Origin of the sequence: Mucilaginibacter sp. SMC90, from assembly GCF_022811725.1 — a bacterium.
Lineage (GTDB): Bacteria > Bacteroidota > Bacteroidia > Sphingobacteriales > Sphingobacteriaceae > Mucilaginibacter.
Genome location: NZ_CP094527.1, coordinates 4,731,416 through 4,746,839 on the forward strand (window position 1 = coordinate 4,731,416; position 15,424 = coordinate 4,746,839).

A 15,424-nucleotide genomic window follows, 5' to 3' on the forward strand; every position below is an offset into this window, starting at 1 on the left:
CGTGAAAAGTATAGCCACCTTAATTGAACAAAATAATAAACGCTTGTTGAATACCCGGAACAATATTTTAGCCACCCTTGCCTATTTTGACATGTGGGACTATCCGTTAACCTACGGCGAAATATTCCTGTTTTTGGAAAACAAGTATGGCCAGCATGATTTCACTGAAGCACTTGATCATCTTATAGCCAACAAGCTGGTGTTTCATTTCGACAGGTTTTATTCGCTCAAAAACGATTACATGATTGCGGTAAAACGCAACAAGGGAAATAAAAAAGCTGCCGAACTGATCAATAAGGCAAAAGAAGTAGGCGCTTTCCTCATCAGGTTTCCATATGTACGAGGCATAGGCATTTCGGGGTCATTATCAAAAAACTGTGCCGACGACAATTCGGACATTGATTTTTTTATCATTACCGAGCGCAACCGGCTATGGATTGCGCGTACGTTTATGCATATGTTTAAAAAGCTTACGTTTTTGGTTGGTAAACAACACAACCACTGCATGAATTATTATATTGACGAGGCCCGGCTGCAGATAGTTGAAAAAAACATTTATACCGCCATTGAAGTAGCTACGATTATCCCGCTTGAAGGAGATATCACCTTTGAAAGCTTTTATGGTGCCAACACATGGATGCACGATTTCCTTCCTAACAAATGTATGCGCCTTGCTACTGCCAGGCCATTAAAAAAGGCATGGTTTAAATCCCTTATAGAACGCTTGTTTAACAACCGGCTTGGCAATTGGCTGGATAATACCTTGATGCAGATCACATCAGGCAGGTGGAACAAGAAAACCGAAATGAAAAAACTCAATATGCGGGGCGCTGTAATGAGCATGGCAGCAAGCAAACACTTTGCCAAGCCCGCTCCCGAAAACTTTCAGCTTAAGTTGATTGAAAGGTACCGGATCAAAGTTTCCAACTTGTTACAACAATTTGAAGAACAGGTTGCTCAATAACTGCTTTAGCATTAAAAGCAGGCCTGAAGTCAAATAAAATCAGCTCCATGCCTGCTTCCTGTTTTAATTGTTTTGTAGATTTTGGTTATCTGATAATTATAACGCTTTAATCGTATTCCAATCAACAACACCAACCTTTTTAGCCCATGCAAGGTACTCTGCTTCAAGCGCTTTAACTTTATCTGGATACTTTGCAGCAAGGTTGTTTATTTCAGAGCGATCTGCTTTCAGGTCATATAACTCCCAGGGCTCGCCAATTTCTGCAACCAATTTCCATTGGCCTTTTCTTATGGCCCGGCTGCCTTCGTGCTCCCAGAATAATGTTTTATTACCGATATATGATTTCCCTTTAAAGGCATCAAGCAAACTGATGCCCGCCAATGGCGTTAACTGCCTGTTTTTAAATTGAGTGGGATAACTAATACCTGCGATATCAAGACAAGTAGGCATCAGATCAATCAAATGTCCGGGGCTACTATTGCTACTTCCGGCTTTGATATGTCCCGGATACCAGGCAATAAGCGGCGTTGCTATACCGCCTTCGTGTGTATTGCGTTTAAACAACTTGAACGGGGTATTGCTTACGTTTGCCCAGGGGATCTCATAACTGTCAATTGAATTTACAGAACCGGGAGTTCCGTCCTTTTGTATCACAGTCGACAGGCTCTTCACCTCATCTGCACTGCCTCCATTGTCGGATGCAAACAGGATGATGGTATTTTTATCTTTTCCTAACTGCTTCAGTTTAGCCAGAATCTCACCTATGCATGCATCCATCCGGTAAACCATAGCCGCATAAATGGCCTTGCGGGTATCCCATTTGTCTTTTTCTTCGGGAGATAATGAATCCCATGCAGGGGCACGTTTATCCCTTGCTGGTAGTTGCCATTGCTTTTTAATAATACCGGCGGCTAACTGTTTTTCATAACGCTTCTTTCGTAACACATCCCAGCCTTTAAGATATTGACCTTTAAACTTCGCAATATCCTGTGGCAACGCCTGAATAGGCCAATGCGGGGCATTGTAAGCCACGTACATAAAAAACGGCTTCTGCTGATTTTTGATCTCATTCAATGATTTGATCGCAAAGTCGGTAATGGCTTGTGTAAGATATTTTGAAGTATCGCTACGGGTGATCTCCTTATCATTCAGCATAAAGGTGATCTTGCTGCCATCATTATACAACGGTGCCGAGTTAAAATAACTGCTGCCATTGTTCAGCATGGTAAATGATTGATCAAACCCTCGGTTATAGGCCAGTGCAGATTGCTGCAACCCAACATGCCATTTACCTGATACGATGGTGTTATAACCTGCCTCATCTTTCAGCAGCTCGGCAATGGTAGCGCTGTGGTCATTCAGGTAACCCTGGTATGCCGGCGAACCTTTGTATTTTACCATGTCGCCAACACCTGCCTGGTGCGGGTACAGCCCGGTTAATAATGCAGCCCGCGATGGACAGCATCTGCCCGCGTTATAAAATTGTGTCATCTTCAATCCCTCACGCGCAAGCCTGTCAATATTAGGTGTGCTGATTTCCGAACCAAAGCAGCCAATATCAGAAAAGCCCATATCGTCGGCTAAAATGACAACGATATTGGGCTTTTGCTTAGGGGCCTGCCCAAATACAGGCCCCGTGCAAAATATAGCTACCAATAGGTAGCCAATGTGTTTAATCATATTCCGGGTTATTTATTATTGGCAGCCAATCCGCTTTTGGCCAGTTCGGTAGTTGCTATAACCTGAGCAGTTGATGAAAAGCCCTGCTTTTTCCAAACTTCCTTACCGTTTTTATACAGTACCAACGTTGGCAATACATTTACCTTTAGCTCTTTTGCTAAGTTGGTATTGTCATAAACTTCAATACTGATCACCTTCGGAGTAAAAGCTGAATTTGCTTTGAGCGAATCCAATACAGGCACCAACTTTTTGCAGGCCCCGCAATACCTCGACCCAAAATCAACCAACACCAAAGGCGATGAAGCTGTCAGTTCATTAAATTGGGCTTTTGATAGTGAAACCCCTTTTTTTGTGGTAGAAATAATTGGATAACCCGAACCTATCCAGTTGGCTAAACCGCCTGGTAACTCTTCAACATCCTTAAATCCTTTGGCCCGCAACTCGCGCGAAAGCACCGTGCTCCGGCCATTAGCTATTGAGTAAACAAAGGTTGGCTTTTCCTTATCCAAGCCATCCAGTTTTTGCTGATAGTCTGCTGCTTTTGCGTCAACATTTACGGCATCTTTGATATGATTTTGTACAAACTCTTCCGCCGAACGGGCGTCCAGGATCTGCGGTTCTTTTGCCTGTTTTAGTTTAGCCGCGAAAGCTTCGAGCGATAATAAAGCAGGCGATTGCGCTTTTACTTCGCCTTTGAAAACTACCAGCAGGGCCAGTAATACAATTTTTAAGTTTTTCATGGTTAATTGTTGTTTTCGAGTTTGTGGATCCTTTTGTTGTTGATATCGTCCCTGTCAATAAACGGATAGATATGGTTCTTTTTAGCTTCGGCATCAAACAGATCTTTAAGCTCTTTTAACTTTTCAGGATATTTTTTGGCGAGATCAATACGCTCGTTAAAATCCTCGTTCAGGTTATAAAGCTTCCAAACATCGTTATCGTAATTACGCTCGGGAATGGTTTTCTCTTTCGGAAAGTTTAGCAGGTCCACATTGTCCGGGCGATGCGCAGCCTCGGCTTTCCAGCCATCTTTATATATCGACCTTGACGTAAAAATGTAATAGTATTGCTGGGCATGCAATGTTTTTGCCTGCGCGTTGTTGAACGAGCCGAAAAATGATTTGCCCTGCAACGTATCCTGCTTAATGCCTTTAACGTATTCGGGCAGTTTTAACCCGGCAGCCTCAATAGTAGTTGGGAATACATCAGATACATGGCTGTACTGCGTGCGGATGCCGCCTTTTTCGGTGATGAGTTTTGGATAATAAACTATCAGCGGGTTATGGGTACCGCCCTCGGCATCAGCGTCCGATTTCCAATATTTAAACGGCGTATTGGCTGCCTGTGCCCAACCTAAAGGATAATTGGTTGAAGCTTCGGGCGTACCGATGGTTTCGTAATCGCTTTCATTCCTTTTGATATAGTCGGCTTCGAGTGTGGTTGCTGCCGAGTTTTTTGGATTGATCACACCGTGTACGGTTCCTTCTTTGCTGGCGCCGTTATCGCCTATCATCACGAAAACCAATGTATTATCAAACTGGCCAGAAGCTTTCAGGTAACTGATCACGCGGCCCACCTGGTGATCGATATAGGTCAAATAACCTGCATAAACTTCCATGAACCGGGCATACAATTTCTTCTGATCGGCAGGCAGACTGTTCCAGGCCTTGATACGCTCGTTACGCTCGGGCAGTTTGGCATAAGCAGGGATATAACCGGCTTTTTTCTGGTTTTCAAATACTTTTTCACGGTATACATCCCATCCTTCATCAAATTTGCCTTTATACAGGTCGCTCCATTCATGGCTTACCTGGTGAGGTGCGTGGGTAGCTCCCGGTGCGTAGTATAAAAAGAAAGGCTGATCGGGTGCCGCCTTGTGTGCTGCATCAATATAAGCAATAGCCTTATCGGTAATCTGCTCGTTCAGGTTGCGGCCATCCGGTTTGATGTGGAAATTATCCTCAACCAAATGCGGCGGATTATACTGATCGGTAGCTGATTCAAGGAACCCGAAGTGGTGATCAAAACCTTTGCCGGTTGGCCAACGATCAAACGGACCAACGGCTGTAGTATCCTCATCAGGAGTAACGCCCCATTTACCTACGGCAAAAGTGCTGTAGCCATTGGCACGAAGAGCTTCGGCAATGGTGCCTTTATCTGGCGGAATCCGGCCATCATAGCCTGGAAAACCGGCAGCCGTTGAAGCGTGTGCAAAGTTACCCATGTGTACATAATGGTGATTACGTCCGGTTAGTAGTGACGATCTCGTTGGCGCGCAGATGCCTGCGGTATGGAAATTGGTATAGCGCAAACCATTATTGGCCAGCGTATCAAAGTTTGGCGTATTGATCAATCCGCCGAAAGTTCCTGACGCACCGAAACCCACATCATCCAGCAAAATCCAGACAATGTTTGGCGCGCCTTTGGGCGCTTTGAGTGGTTTGTTCCACCACTCTTTTGATTCGGCAAGCGTTTTACCTTCCACCCCCTTGTAATTGGCGGGATCGATGGGCGCTATATTAGCGGGCGTCACCTTAACCTGCGGCAATTGCGCAAAGGCAGGTAAGCTGAACGCTACGGCCATTGCCGATAAGGCGACAATTCGTTGATAATCGTATTTCATAATTGTAAATGGTTATATATAGTTTATTAATCAGCTCACAAATAGCAATCAAGCTTTGGGCTTTTTGCCTTCTGCTTTTAGCTTTTATATAATTGGTTACTTTTTATAATTTTTGTGGATACGCTGGTGATACACATCATACCAGTCGATGAACGGATACAGGTTGTTCTTTTGGGCCTGTGCTTCAAATACAGCTTTCAGCTCTTTTAACTTTTCGGGATATTTTTTAGCGAGATCAATGCGCTCGTTAAAATCTTCGTTCAGGTTATACAATTCCCAGGTATCCTCATCAAAGCTTTTATCGGGTACGTTTTGTCCAACTTTAAAATCCCCCAATTCCACGTTATCCGGGTGGTGTGCGGCTTCGGCCTTCCAACCATCGCTGTAAATAGATCTCGAACCAAAAATGTAATAGTGCTGCAAAACATGTTTTGATTTCGCTTCGGGATGATCAAATGAATACACCAATGAAGTACCCTGTAAAGTATCCTGCTTAATGCCACGGATATATTCGGGCAGTTTAATGCCTGTATATTCAAGCGTAGTAGGCAATACGTCAATCACATGCCCGTATTGGGTGCGGATGGTGCCTTTACCCTTAATGCCTTTAGGGTGATAAACTATCAGCGGGTTACGTGTGCCGCCTTCAGAATTGGCATCCTGTTTCCAGTATTTGAATGGTGTATTAGCAGCTTGTGCCCAACCCAGTGGGTAGTTAGTGCTGGCTTGTGGCGTACCGATATCGTCAATATCCTCGATATTGGTTTTCAGAAAAGCTTCTTCGGTAGCCAGTTTGGGCGAGTTCTTTTTAGGGTTGATAACTCCGTGAACCGTACCTTCTTTACTTGCACCGTTATCACCAATGATCACAAACACCAAGGTGTTATCCAACTGACCGCTTTGTTTCAGATGATTGATCAATCGGCCAACTTCATGATCGGTATAGGTCAAATATCCTGCATAAACTTCCATGAAACGGGCGTACAGTTTCTTCTCGGCATCAGGCAATGATTTCCATGCCGGGATCCGTGTATTACGCTCAGGCAATTTGGCGTAGGCCGGGATGATACCCAATTGTTTTTGCCTTGCAATAACCTTCTCCCTGAAATCGTCCCAGCCGCTATCAAACTGACCTTTGTACAGGTCGCTCCACTCTTTTGCCACCTGGTGAGGTGAATGCGTAGCGCCCGGAGCATAGTATAAAAAGAATGGTTTATCAGGCGCAACTTTATGCTGGCGCGTTAAATAAAATATTGCTTTGTCTGTGATCTGATCGGTAAGGTGACGGCCATCCGGGGTTACATGGGCATTGTCCTCAACCAGGTCGGGTTTATACTGATCGGTAGCCGATCCTAAAAATCCGAAGAAATGATCAAAACCTTTGCCTGTAGGCCAGCGATCAAATGGGCCGGCATCGGTGGCGTCTTCGTCAGGTGTTAAACCGTATTTACCTACCGCGAAGGTATTATAGCCATTCTCACGCAGAACTTCAGCAATAGTGCCTTTATCTGAAGGGATGCGTCCGTCATAACCCGGAAAACCGGCCGACATGGCAACATGCGAAAACCCACCTTCATGAACGTAGTGATGGTTACGCCCTGTTAATAAGGCCGAGCGGGTTGGCGCGCAAATCCCAGCTGTATGAAAATTGGTATAGCGCAGGCCGTTATTGGCCAGCGTATCAAAATTGGGAGTTTTGATGATGCCGCCAAAGGTACTTGTAGCACCAAAGCCAACATCATCTAAAATGATCCATAATACGTTTGGCGCGCCGGCGGGCGCTTTATGAGGCTCGGGCCACCACTCCTTCGAATCATCAAGCGTTTTACCCACCGTACCGCCAAATGCCGGTGCTTGTCCGTTTTGTGCTTTGGCTGTAAACGCTGCAAGCAAGCCAAGCGACAGGACTAATGTTATTTTCTTTGCTTTCATTGGTAATAAGTTTATTCGGCATAGCTGGAGCGGAACTTTACACCCCAGCGGCCGTTTTCTTTGGTTAATATGTATAGTGATTCATAGTGCCCTATCAAACTGCCATCGGCACGGAATCGTGAAAAGCGGGTATCCACGTGTACCTTATCGGCCGATGCCTGCACAATATTGCGATGGTCCCATTGGCTGTGGTCCCAGCCTGCTTTTTGCAGTTCGCCAAATACTTTAGCTGAATCGCGTAAACCGGCTTTTTCCAGTACCGACATTTTGCCGCCAGCCAACCGGTAATGCGGAAACTGGTAGGTATCCTCCCACCCTTTAAGGTCTTTGGCATTAAAAGTGGTCATGTATTCGTCAAGTACCTGGAAAACGGCAGCACTTACCCGTGGGTCTACGCCGTGCGAGCCACTTTCGATAGGGACGCTTTGTGCTGATACCCGGCCGGTTAGGGCGGCCAGTATGAGCAGGAACATTGTTATCTTTTTCATAGGTTATCGCTTTTAAATCGCTTGTATATTTACTCACCCCGACTTCGCTTCGCTTGTCACCCTTCTCTACGCTGCGCGTAAAGAGGGGATTTTTTGGTTTTTATTTTATTTCCCCCACCCTCTTTGCGGCTTGCCGGAGAGAGGGTGGTCCAGCGTAGCGTAGACCGGGTGAGTAAACTATGCGCCTTGCTTATTGCCAGCCCGGGTTTTGGGTTAGCTTCCCATTGCTATTGTCAATTTCCTGCTGTGGTATCGGGAACAGGTAAAATTTACCCGCCGCGCCTTTGCTTACATTGGTTTTGCCAACTTTGAGCAAGCTTGCCTCAAGAATCCCCTTACCTGATGCATCCCGCTCACGGATCAGATCAAACCAGCGCTGGTATTCAAACACAAACTCCAGCCTCCGTTCTAAATAAACCGCATCCCTGAATGACGCCTGGTCAAGCCCTGAAAGATCATCAAGCCCGGCACGTTTCCTCACCCTGTTAATAGAAGCGTAAGCTTTTGCTGTTGGCCCGTTTAGTTCGTTCTCGGCTTCTGCATGAATCAGCAGCACTTCCGAAAAGCGAATGATAGGCACATTAGCGCCTGACTCGGCTTCATTAGCTACCACGCTTGGATCGTAGTATTTGTTAAAGAAAGGGATTGAATCATTAGCGATGGTTGCATCGTTCAGCTTGCCGTACCATAGATTGGTAGTAGGACTTTGAAAGCGGGTTACAAAACTTACCCGTTTACGTTTATCGTTGGCAGGATACAGTTTGTAGATACTGAAAAACTTATCTACACCATTAGGTTTAGTAGCATCGGGTACAGAGTAAAATACCACCTGATCGGCATAGCTGCCTACCATCCCAGGGATACCGTTCAATATTGATCGAGGAGCCTGGTTATTACCTTGCCCCTGCGAATTTGATTTAAACTGTGCTGAAAAAATATGCTCCTTTCCATTTTCGGTTGCAGGTAAAAACACATCGGCATAATTGGCAAACAGATCGTAGCCGTATGGGCCATTGATCACTGCTTCGGCCTGAGTAACGGCTTTATCCCATTTGCGTTCGGTAAGGTAAACTTTAGCTAATAACGAATATGCTGCGCCAGCGGTGGCCCTGCCAACGTCAGCACCTGTATAGCTATTCGGCAAGTCAACAGCCGCGTTGGTCAAATCAGTTTCTATCTGGGCGTAAACCGTGGCCGCGGCTGTTCTGGGAACCTGCAGATCAGACAGGTTAATGGATGTTTGATCATGCAGCACCAAAGGTACATCGCCGTAAAGTCTCACCAGGTTGAAGTAATAAAGTGCCCTCAAAAACTTAGCCTCGGCCACCAGTCTTTTATTCAGTGTAGCATCAAACTTTATGTCGGGGATAGTATCAATGGCGATATTAGCCTTTTTGATAGCCGCATAATGCTGCTGCCAGATCTGGAGAACTCGCAAACCTGATGCCGAATGCCCCAGTACAGCTTGCGAGCGTACATCGGCATTGGTAGCGCCCGGGCCAGGCCCCTCATCATCGGCCATGAAATTCATACCGGTATTAAAAAGGGTGTTATAAGGTGTTTGCACTGTATTTGCACCACCATTCAGCAGTGAATAAGCCGCAGTAACGGACGCTACGGCATCGGCCTGTGTTTTGTAAAACTGGCTTGCCGGGATAAATGACCGCGGATCTTCATTGAGCTTGGCGCAAGATGCGGCACCAAAAGCAGTCAATAAAACCAGGTATATAATATTTTTCGTTTTCATGTTAAAAAAATCAAAGGTTATCGGCTACAGGGTAATACCTATACCCACAATAAATGATTTGTTGTTTGGATAAGCACCGTTGTCAACTCCCGATGTAATGGCCGATTGCTCGTTGCTGCTCACCTCCGGATCGTAACCGGTATACTTTGTCCAGGTAGCCAGATTTTGCGCGTTGGCGTAAATCCTGATCTTTTTGATAGGCGACCTTGAAAGTACCGATTGCGGGAAAGTATAACCTAAGCTGAGGCTTTTAAGGCGCAGGTATGAACCGTTTTCAACAAACCTATCGGATATAGTTGCAGCCGGATCCTGGTAAGCACTATGAACATCGGTATTGGTGTTGGTAGGTGTATAGCGGTTAAGTAAAGTGGTTGTGGCATTGGTATAACCGGTACCCAGTTCCAACACAGCTCTTTGCTGATTGTAAATTTTATTACCGTATGACCCCTGTAAGAACACACTTAAATCGACACCCTTGAACGAAAACGTATTGGTGATACCACCGGTAAATTTAGGCTGCGAATTGCCAAGGATTACCCTATCGGCTACCTGTGTTATTTTGCCATCACCATTGATATCCTGGTAGTTTTGGGCACCGGGTTGTGTATTAGCTGCCGGTGTAAGTACCGGGCCACCCGGCTGGATCAATCCATTGGTTTTATACCCGATGAATGAACCAATAGGCTCGCCAACTTTAATGATGGATGGCAGCGATGAGTCAGGAATGAACTGGTTAACCCCGTTACCGCCAAGGCTAAGTACTTTGTTTCTGTTAACTGCAAACACGAGGTTGGTATTCCAAACAAAGCCACCGGTCAGGTTGCGTGAACTTATGCCAAGCTCGAAACCTTTGTTCTGCACCGAACCCACGTTTTCATACTGCTGAGGGTTGGTAATGGCGGTATTGGTAATGATAGTTAAACCGCTTGTAGCAGGCAATGGAAGGTAAAGCAGCAGGTTGGTTGTCTTTTTGTAATAGACATCGGCTGTTACGCTGATCCTGTCTTTAAACAAGCTAAGGTCAAAACCGAAATCATACTGGCTGGTTTTTTCCCAGGTTAAGTTTGGATTGTACAAACTGTTTGGTGCAAAACCTGCAACAGTCGAGTTGCCAAAATTGTAGCGATAATACCCTAATTGTGAATACGACTGGTAAGCCGGGATATCGCTGTTACCTGTTTGGCCTGCACTAAAGCGCAGCTTTAACTGGCTGATAGCGGTAACATTTTTCAGGAAGTCCTCACTTGAAGCATTCCATGCTACAGCTGCAGAAGGGAACGATGCCCACTGGTGACCGGGAGCAAATTTTGACGAACCATCGGCGCGAAGAGTTAAGGTTAACAGATATTTGCTGTTGAAACCATAGTTAATACGCCCGAGGTACGATTTTAACGCCCAGGTATTTGACGATGTAGACGGCGCTATGGCAAAACCACTTCCCGAAACAGATGTAACACTGCCTGAGCCAAGATTGTTGAAAGTATCATAATCGCTCACAAAACCTGATGAACCATTGATAGAACCCTCGGCTTTAAATTGCTGCTGGGTGAAACCGGCCAGTACATTCAGTGAATGCTTGCCAAACTTTTTGTTATAAGTCAACGTGTTTTCGTTAAGCCAGTTAAAGGAATTAAGCGTACCAACCTCGCCCAAGCCAGAATAGCCAGAACCTTCGTAAACTGAAGCAGGTAAATACCGGTTTTGTTTATTGTCGATAATGTCGATACCTGCTAATACCCTTGCAGTAAGGTTATCTGTAATCTTGTAATCGCCTGCGATATTGCCAAGCACGCGGCTTGTAGTAGTTGTGTTGGTTTGGTTGTACAGCGTATTGATTGGGTTTCCGTAAGTGCCCTCAAATACGTTTTTACTAAAGAATGACCCGTCGCTATTATAAACCGGTGTGGTTGGCGTCATCAGCAAAATAGCAGGTACTACCCCCTGGGGTGCTATTTGCGCGGTGGTGCGGCTGCCTGTGATGTATGACGAGATCTTAAACTTGTCATTATAATCGTGCTCCACGTTCACCCGGCCTGCATAACGCTCAAAGTTGGTATTCTGCAGGATCCCGTCCTGTTTAAAGTAATTACCTGAAAAGGCAAGCCTGGTACGTTCGGTACCTGAAAATATTGAAAGACTGTGGTTTTGTGAGTTTGCTTTGCGAAAAGCGGCATCCTGCCAGTCGGTATTGGCATTGTAAGGGTTAAGCTGAGCTTCGGTTTGGGCGGTTTTACCCGTATTAACTAAAGCATCATTACGTAAAGCTTCCCATTGCGGGGTATTGAGCAGGGATAAGGTTTTTATCACTTCCTGCCTGCCGAAGCTGCCATCGTAATTAATAGAAGACACACCGGCTTTTCCTTTTTTAGTGGTGATGATGATAACACCATTTGCACCGCGTGTACCATAAATAGCAGTGGCCGAAGCGTCTTTTAAAACCTCGATACTTTCAATATCCGAGGTATTGATAGATGCCAGCGGATTGATCTTAGGGCCGTTAGCTACGCCTGCATCAGTCAATGAATTGCTGTTTGAAGTAGGGAAACCATCTATTACATACAATGGTTCGGCAACGGCGTTGATAGAGTTTACACCGCGTACTTGTACCGTTACACCCGCACCCGGCTGTCCGGTGGCCTGCGTTACCTGGATACCCGAAACCGAGCCCTGCAAAGCCCTGTCGAGCGAGGGAACAGGTTGTTTTAAAGCCAGTGCAGGAACAGAAGCTACCGAACCGGTGATATCCTTACGTTTTTGCGTACCATACCCCACCACAACCACCTGGTTTAACTGGGTTTGGGCATCTTTAAGTTTAATTTCAACGGGGCTGCCATCGGCAATAAACTCCTTCTTTTCGTAACCTGTAAAGGTTATAATAAGCTTATAGGGAAACTTTTGACCGGTTACAAAACTGAATTTACCTTCAATATCTGTTGAAACAACGTGTGTAGTACCCTGGATTTTAACTACAGCGCCAGGCAACGGCTCGCGGGTTGCGCTATCTATTACACGACCAACCAGGTGTGAATTGATAAGGGGCTGAGTTTGCTGCGCGATGGTTAACAACGGAAAACTGATAAGCAGCAGGAATGGGATTAATAAAAGTTTTTTCATGTCGACAGGTTTTTAAATGATGAAAAACCAGACAACGGATCAGCATACCCATAAAACAGCGGATATAATTGCTGCGGATGAAAAGCATCCTCAATTATTTGCAGCGTAAAGAGCGCTGCGGGCAAGGTGAAGGGCAAAACATGGCCCTTCGCCTCGTTTGCAATATTTTGCATAGATTTGAATAGTTAAAATGACACCATTGAAACAGGCTCAACGCCAATCGATCCCTGTTTCGTTGTTTTAATGACCGGGGAAAAGCTTTGCTTTTCCCTTATTTGTTTATGTACTTATTTTGATTATTTCATAGTCCTTTCTTTATTACGCCCGCACCTGCAGGCAGATCAATTACTTAATTCGGGGTATTATTTTAGTTGCTAACACATCGAAAGCCAAGGTGCTCCATACCGCTGTCTTCGGTAGTTTTCATACGGCGGGATACGCGGTAGCCCGAACAATAGCTATCGTTGCATAAAAATGACCCTCCGCGTACCACCCGCTTTATAGCATAAGGCTCGTCCGGATCATATGATTTTGAAGCTCCTTTAGGATTTTTAATGCCTGCCGGGATGCTTACCGTTTTATAGTAATTGTTATTGTACAAATCTGAACACCATTCCCATACGTTGCCGGCCATGTCATACAAGCCATAACCATTTGGTGCAAATGAACTCACAGGCGCTAAGTAATAATAATGGTCGCGCTGAGTGTTTTTATAGGGGAAACTTCCATCCCAGGTATTTGCCTTGGGCAAACCCTCATTTACCTTTTCATTACCCCAGGGGTAAATCTTATCCTCAAGGCCACCTCTTGCCGCACGTTCCCATTCGGCTTCGGTTGGTAAACGTTTACCGGCCCACTTACTGTAAGCCACAGCATCAAACCATGAAACCTGTACTACCGGATAATTTTCTTTACCCTTAATATCGCTGCCTGGCCCGTGCGGATGTTTCCAGTTTGCACCAGTTTTCCATTCCCACCACTGGCTGTAATCGTTCAGATTAACCTGGTGACTGGCAGGCACAAACACCAGCGATGCAGGAACCAGTAAGCTATCAGCAGGTTTTTCGGTACCCGGCGGCATTTGTTTTTTTAGCTCGTTCCAGTCGGGTTTACGTTCGGCGGTTGTGATGTAACCTGTAGCCTTTATAAACTTTTCAAACTGCGCATTAGTAACTTCGGTTTTATCTATCCAAAAACCGTCAACAGTTACATCATGCTTAGGGTATTCATCAGGTTCGGCCTGTTGGTTATCGGCCCCCATTCTGAAATTTCCGGCTGATACCCATACCATCCCCGCATGGTTGGCATGGGTACTACCGGCATCAGGTAAACTAAGCGCCGCACCGCTTAGTCCTGCCGCTTTAAACCTGTTAGGGATATTTGATTCGCAGCATAGCTTCTTTTTAGCACCGGGAACAGAGGCTACCGCAATACCCGCCATTGGTTTCGCCGGTTGTTTGCATGAAAATAAGCATGCCATACTAAAAAAGATAAGTACAATCTTTTTCATTACGCTTTTACCGGTTGTAACTGAAAATCTGCATCGGCCTGTTCATTTTCAGGCTGCACGGCAACATCCGGCCGGTAAAATTGATGGGGCTGAAGAGGCACGTCATCCTTAATCATTGGGCCATCGGCAGCAAGCTCACTTCCCGGAACCTTTGATTTAAATATTGGCCAGGCCAGTTGCGCATACCATTGATCACCTTCGTAATGGGAAATGCCATAAGCTTTAGGATATTGGCGGGAGATATGGGCTGTACCAAAAATGATATCCCACCAAAAAAACATATTACCAAAGTTGCCTTTGTAATACCCTACACCGTCGTCGGTAGTAGCTGCGTGGTGCGCATGGTGCGTCGCCGGGGTTGATATGGTACGTTCCAATACCCAGGCCAGCGGGTGTAATATTTTGTACTGGTAAAAAGGCTTATCCCACGGGATACTTGAATGTGCCAGCGTGGTAATAGTACTTTTAATACCTTTTACCACCAATGTAGGAACACCCAAACCAAGATACACCAAAGCAGCAGTTAAATAGGTTTGTGAAAAGAACAGCGTATAAATGATATTTTGCCTGCTGGCCATTGCCATACCCATGTACGAAGCCGAGTGATGCGTACGGTGAAAACGCCATAACCACGGTACCTGGTGGTGCAGGCGATGGTACCAGTATTGGGTAAGATCGTCGGCCACGGCTATGATGGCGCATCCCCATAAAAAGGGCACCCAATCGAAAGTATTTTTTAAGGTTGGTAATATGGCTGGTAAAACCAACAGACTGTAATAGGCAACCAGTGGTTTCACCACCAGTTTAGGGATGGTAAAGCAGGCGATATCCACCCATTTTTCGTTCTTGTTCCAACGTTTTTTGTACAGGCCGAATGAAAATTCGAGTACACCTAATACCAGTACCAAAACGGAAAACCCGTAGCCGTTAAGGTTATCTATTACTTGTTTTATCTGCTCAATCATTGTCTTGCGAGTTTGAATTTTTAGTCTTTACTGTGTTTTCTTGTTTATGCTGATGTTTCTTTTCCCAAGGGCGTTGGCCGGTAATGGCAAACGTGCCAAACATAAGGGCTATCGGCAGGATGTACAGCAACAGGCTCAGCGACGCGTTCCTGATGATCTGTGTTTTAGTTGATTGCTCTAATTTCATGATGGGCTATTTTTTTGAGGTTGAACAATTTGTGCCGTTTTAGTTGCAGCCTTTTTTTCCAAAAGCTTACGGCCAAGCCACAGCCCGCCGAAAATGATAATGAAAGGTATGAGGGTTACTATAACACCTACCAACACCTTCTTCCCTATTAGGGAAACGTCGTTAATGGTCATAATGAAACTATTAAGTGATTAAATATGCAGGGGCAGCGCAT

13 protein-coding genes are annotated in these 15,424 nt (G+C 45.4%); 1 reads left to right on the forward strand and 12 read right to left on the reverse strand.

Annotated features, from left to right (window positions below):
* Nucleotide 1: 1 nt before the first annotated feature.
* Nucleotides 2–964, forward strand: coding sequence for a hypothetical protein (locus MTO98_RS19890; RefSeq protein WP_243480736.1), 963 nt, complete (start codon nt 2–4; stop codon nt 962–964).
* 96 nt (nt 965–1,060) lie between these two features.
* Here the strand turns inward: MTO98_RS19890 and MTO98_RS19895 are convergent, their stop codons facing one another.
* The 12 genes from MTO98_RS19895 to MTO98_RS19950 all read right to left on the reverse strand — a co-directional run bounded on the left by MTO98_RS19895 (nt 1,061) and on the right by MTO98_RS19950 (nt 15,383).
* On the reverse strand, nt 1,061–2,644 hold the full coding sequence (locus MTO98_RS19895) for an arylsulfatase (protein WP_243480737.1): 1,584 nt from the start codon (nt 2,642–2,644) through the stop codon (nt 1,061–1,063).
* Between the two features lie 8 nt (nt 2,645–2,652).
* Nucleotides 2,653–3,384 carry a thioredoxin domain-containing protein gene (locus MTO98_RS19900; RefSeq protein ID WP_243480738.1) on the reverse strand — a complete coding sequence of 244 codons (732 nt, stop codon included), beginning with the start codon at nt 3,382–3,384 and terminating at the stop codon, nt 2,653–2,655.
* Nucleotides 3,385–3,386: 2 nt separating this feature from the next.
* Complete coding sequence (locus MTO98_RS19905) at nt 3,387–5,267, reverse strand: arylsulfatase (protein ID WP_243480739.1); 1,881 nt, start codon at nt 5,265–5,267, stop codon at nt 3,387–3,389.
* Between the two features lie 96 nt (nt 5,268–5,363).
* Nucleotides 5,364–7,199: an arylsulfatase gene (locus MTO98_RS19910; protein WP_243480740.1), complete on the reverse strand. Its 1,836-nt coding sequence runs from the start codon at nt 7,197–7,199 to the stop codon at nt 5,364–5,366.
* Between the two features lie 11 nt (nt 7,200–7,210).
* Entirely contained in the window at nt 7,211–7,687 is a 477-nt protein-coding gene (locus MTO98_RS19915) for a hypothetical protein (RefSeq protein WP_243480741.1), read from the reverse strand.
* A gap of 190 nt (nt 7,688–7,877) precedes the next feature.
* Nucleotides 7,878–9,434, reverse strand: coding sequence for a RagB/SusD family nutrient uptake outer membrane protein (locus tag MTO98_RS19920; protein WP_243480742.1), 1,557 nt, complete (start codon nt 9,432–9,434; stop codon nt 7,878–7,880).
* A gap of 24 nt (nt 9,435–9,458) precedes the next feature.
* The gene (locus MTO98_RS19925) at nt 9,459–12,548 is read right to left on the reverse strand and encodes a TonB-dependent receptor (RefSeq protein WP_243480743.1); all 3,090 of its coding nucleotides are present in this window, start codon (nt 12,546–12,548) and stop codon (nt 9,459–9,461) included.
* Nucleotides 12,545–12,721, reverse strand: a complete 177-nt coding sequence (locus MTO98_RS19930) for a hypothetical protein (protein WP_243480744.1) — start codon at nt 12,719–12,721, stop codon at nt 12,545–12,547. Before MTO98_RS19930 ends, MTO98_RS19925 begins: the two co-directional genes overlap by 4 nt.
* Before the next feature lie 194 nt (nt 12,722–12,915).
* Complete coding sequence (locus MTO98_RS19935) at nt 12,916–14,058, reverse strand: formylglycine-generating enzyme family protein (RefSeq protein WP_243480745.1); 1,143 nt, start codon at nt 14,056–14,058, stop codon at nt 12,916–12,918.
* On the reverse strand, nt 14,058–15,023 hold the full coding sequence (locus tag MTO98_RS19940; RefSeq protein WP_243480746.1) for a sterol desaturase family protein: 966 nt from the start codon (nt 15,021–15,023) through the stop codon (nt 14,058–14,060). The genes MTO98_RS19935 and MTO98_RS19940 overlap by 1 nt, the downstream gene beginning before the upstream one ends.
* A complete protein-coding gene (locus MTO98_RS19945; protein ID WP_243480747.1) occupies nt 15,016–15,210 on the reverse strand; it encodes a hypothetical protein in 195 nt (64 codons plus the stop codon). Before MTO98_RS19945 ends, MTO98_RS19940 begins: the two co-directional genes overlap by 8 nt.
* On the reverse strand, nt 15,207–15,383 hold the full coding sequence (locus MTO98_RS19950) for a hypothetical protein (RefSeq protein WP_243480748.1): 177 nt from the start codon (nt 15,381–15,383) through the stop codon (nt 15,207–15,209). Before MTO98_RS19950 ends, MTO98_RS19945 begins: the two co-directional genes overlap by 4 nt.
* Nucleotides 15,384–15,424 lie beyond the last annotated feature (41 nt).

Coding starts and splice junctions, on each gene's coding strand:
- MTO98_RS19895 (WP_243480737.1), bottom strand. CDS start 2,644: ATGATTAAACACATTGGCTACCTATTGGTAGCTATATTTTGCACGGGG.
- MTO98_RS19900 (WP_243480738.1), bottom strand. CDS start 3,384: ATGAAAAACTTAAAAATTGTATTACTGGCCCTGCTGGTAGTTTTCAAA.
- MTO98_RS19905 (WP_243480739.1), bottom strand. CDS start 5,267: ATGAAATACGATTATCAACGAATTGTCGCCTTATCGGCAATGGCCGTA.
- MTO98_RS19910 (WP_243480740.1), bottom strand. CDS start 7,199: ATGAAAGCAAAGAAAATAACATTAGTCCTGTCGCTTGGCTTGCTTGCA.
- MTO98_RS19915 (WP_243480741.1), bottom strand. CDS start 7,687: ATGAAAAAGATAACAATGTTCCTGCTCATACTGGCCGCCCTAACCGGC.
- MTO98_RS19920 (WP_243480742.1), bottom strand. CDS start 9,434: ATGAAAACGAAAAATATTATATACCTGGTTTTATTGACTGCTTTTGGT.
- MTO98_RS19925 (WP_243480743.1), bottom strand. CDS start 12,548: ATGAAAAAACTTTTATTAATCCCATTCCTGCTGCTTATCAGTTTTCCG.
- MTO98_RS19930 (WP_243480744.1), bottom strand. CDS start 12,721: ATGCAAAATATTGCAAACGAGGCGAAGGGCCATGTTTTGCCCTTCACC.
- MTO98_RS19935 (WP_243480745.1), bottom strand. CDS start 14,058: ATGAAAAAGATTGTACTTATCTTTTTTAGTATGGCATGCTTATTTTCA.
- MTO98_RS19940 (WP_243480746.1), bottom strand. CDS start 15,023: ATGATTGAGCAGATAAAACAAGTAATAGATAACCTTAACGGCTACGGG.
- MTO98_RS19945 (WP_243480747.1), bottom strand. CDS start 15,210: ATGAAATTAGAGCAATCAACTAAAACACAGATCATCAGGAACGCGTCG.
- MTO98_RS19950 (WP_243480748.1), bottom strand. CDS start 15,383: ATGACCATTAACGACGTTTCCCTAATAGGGAAGAAGGTGTTGGTAGGT.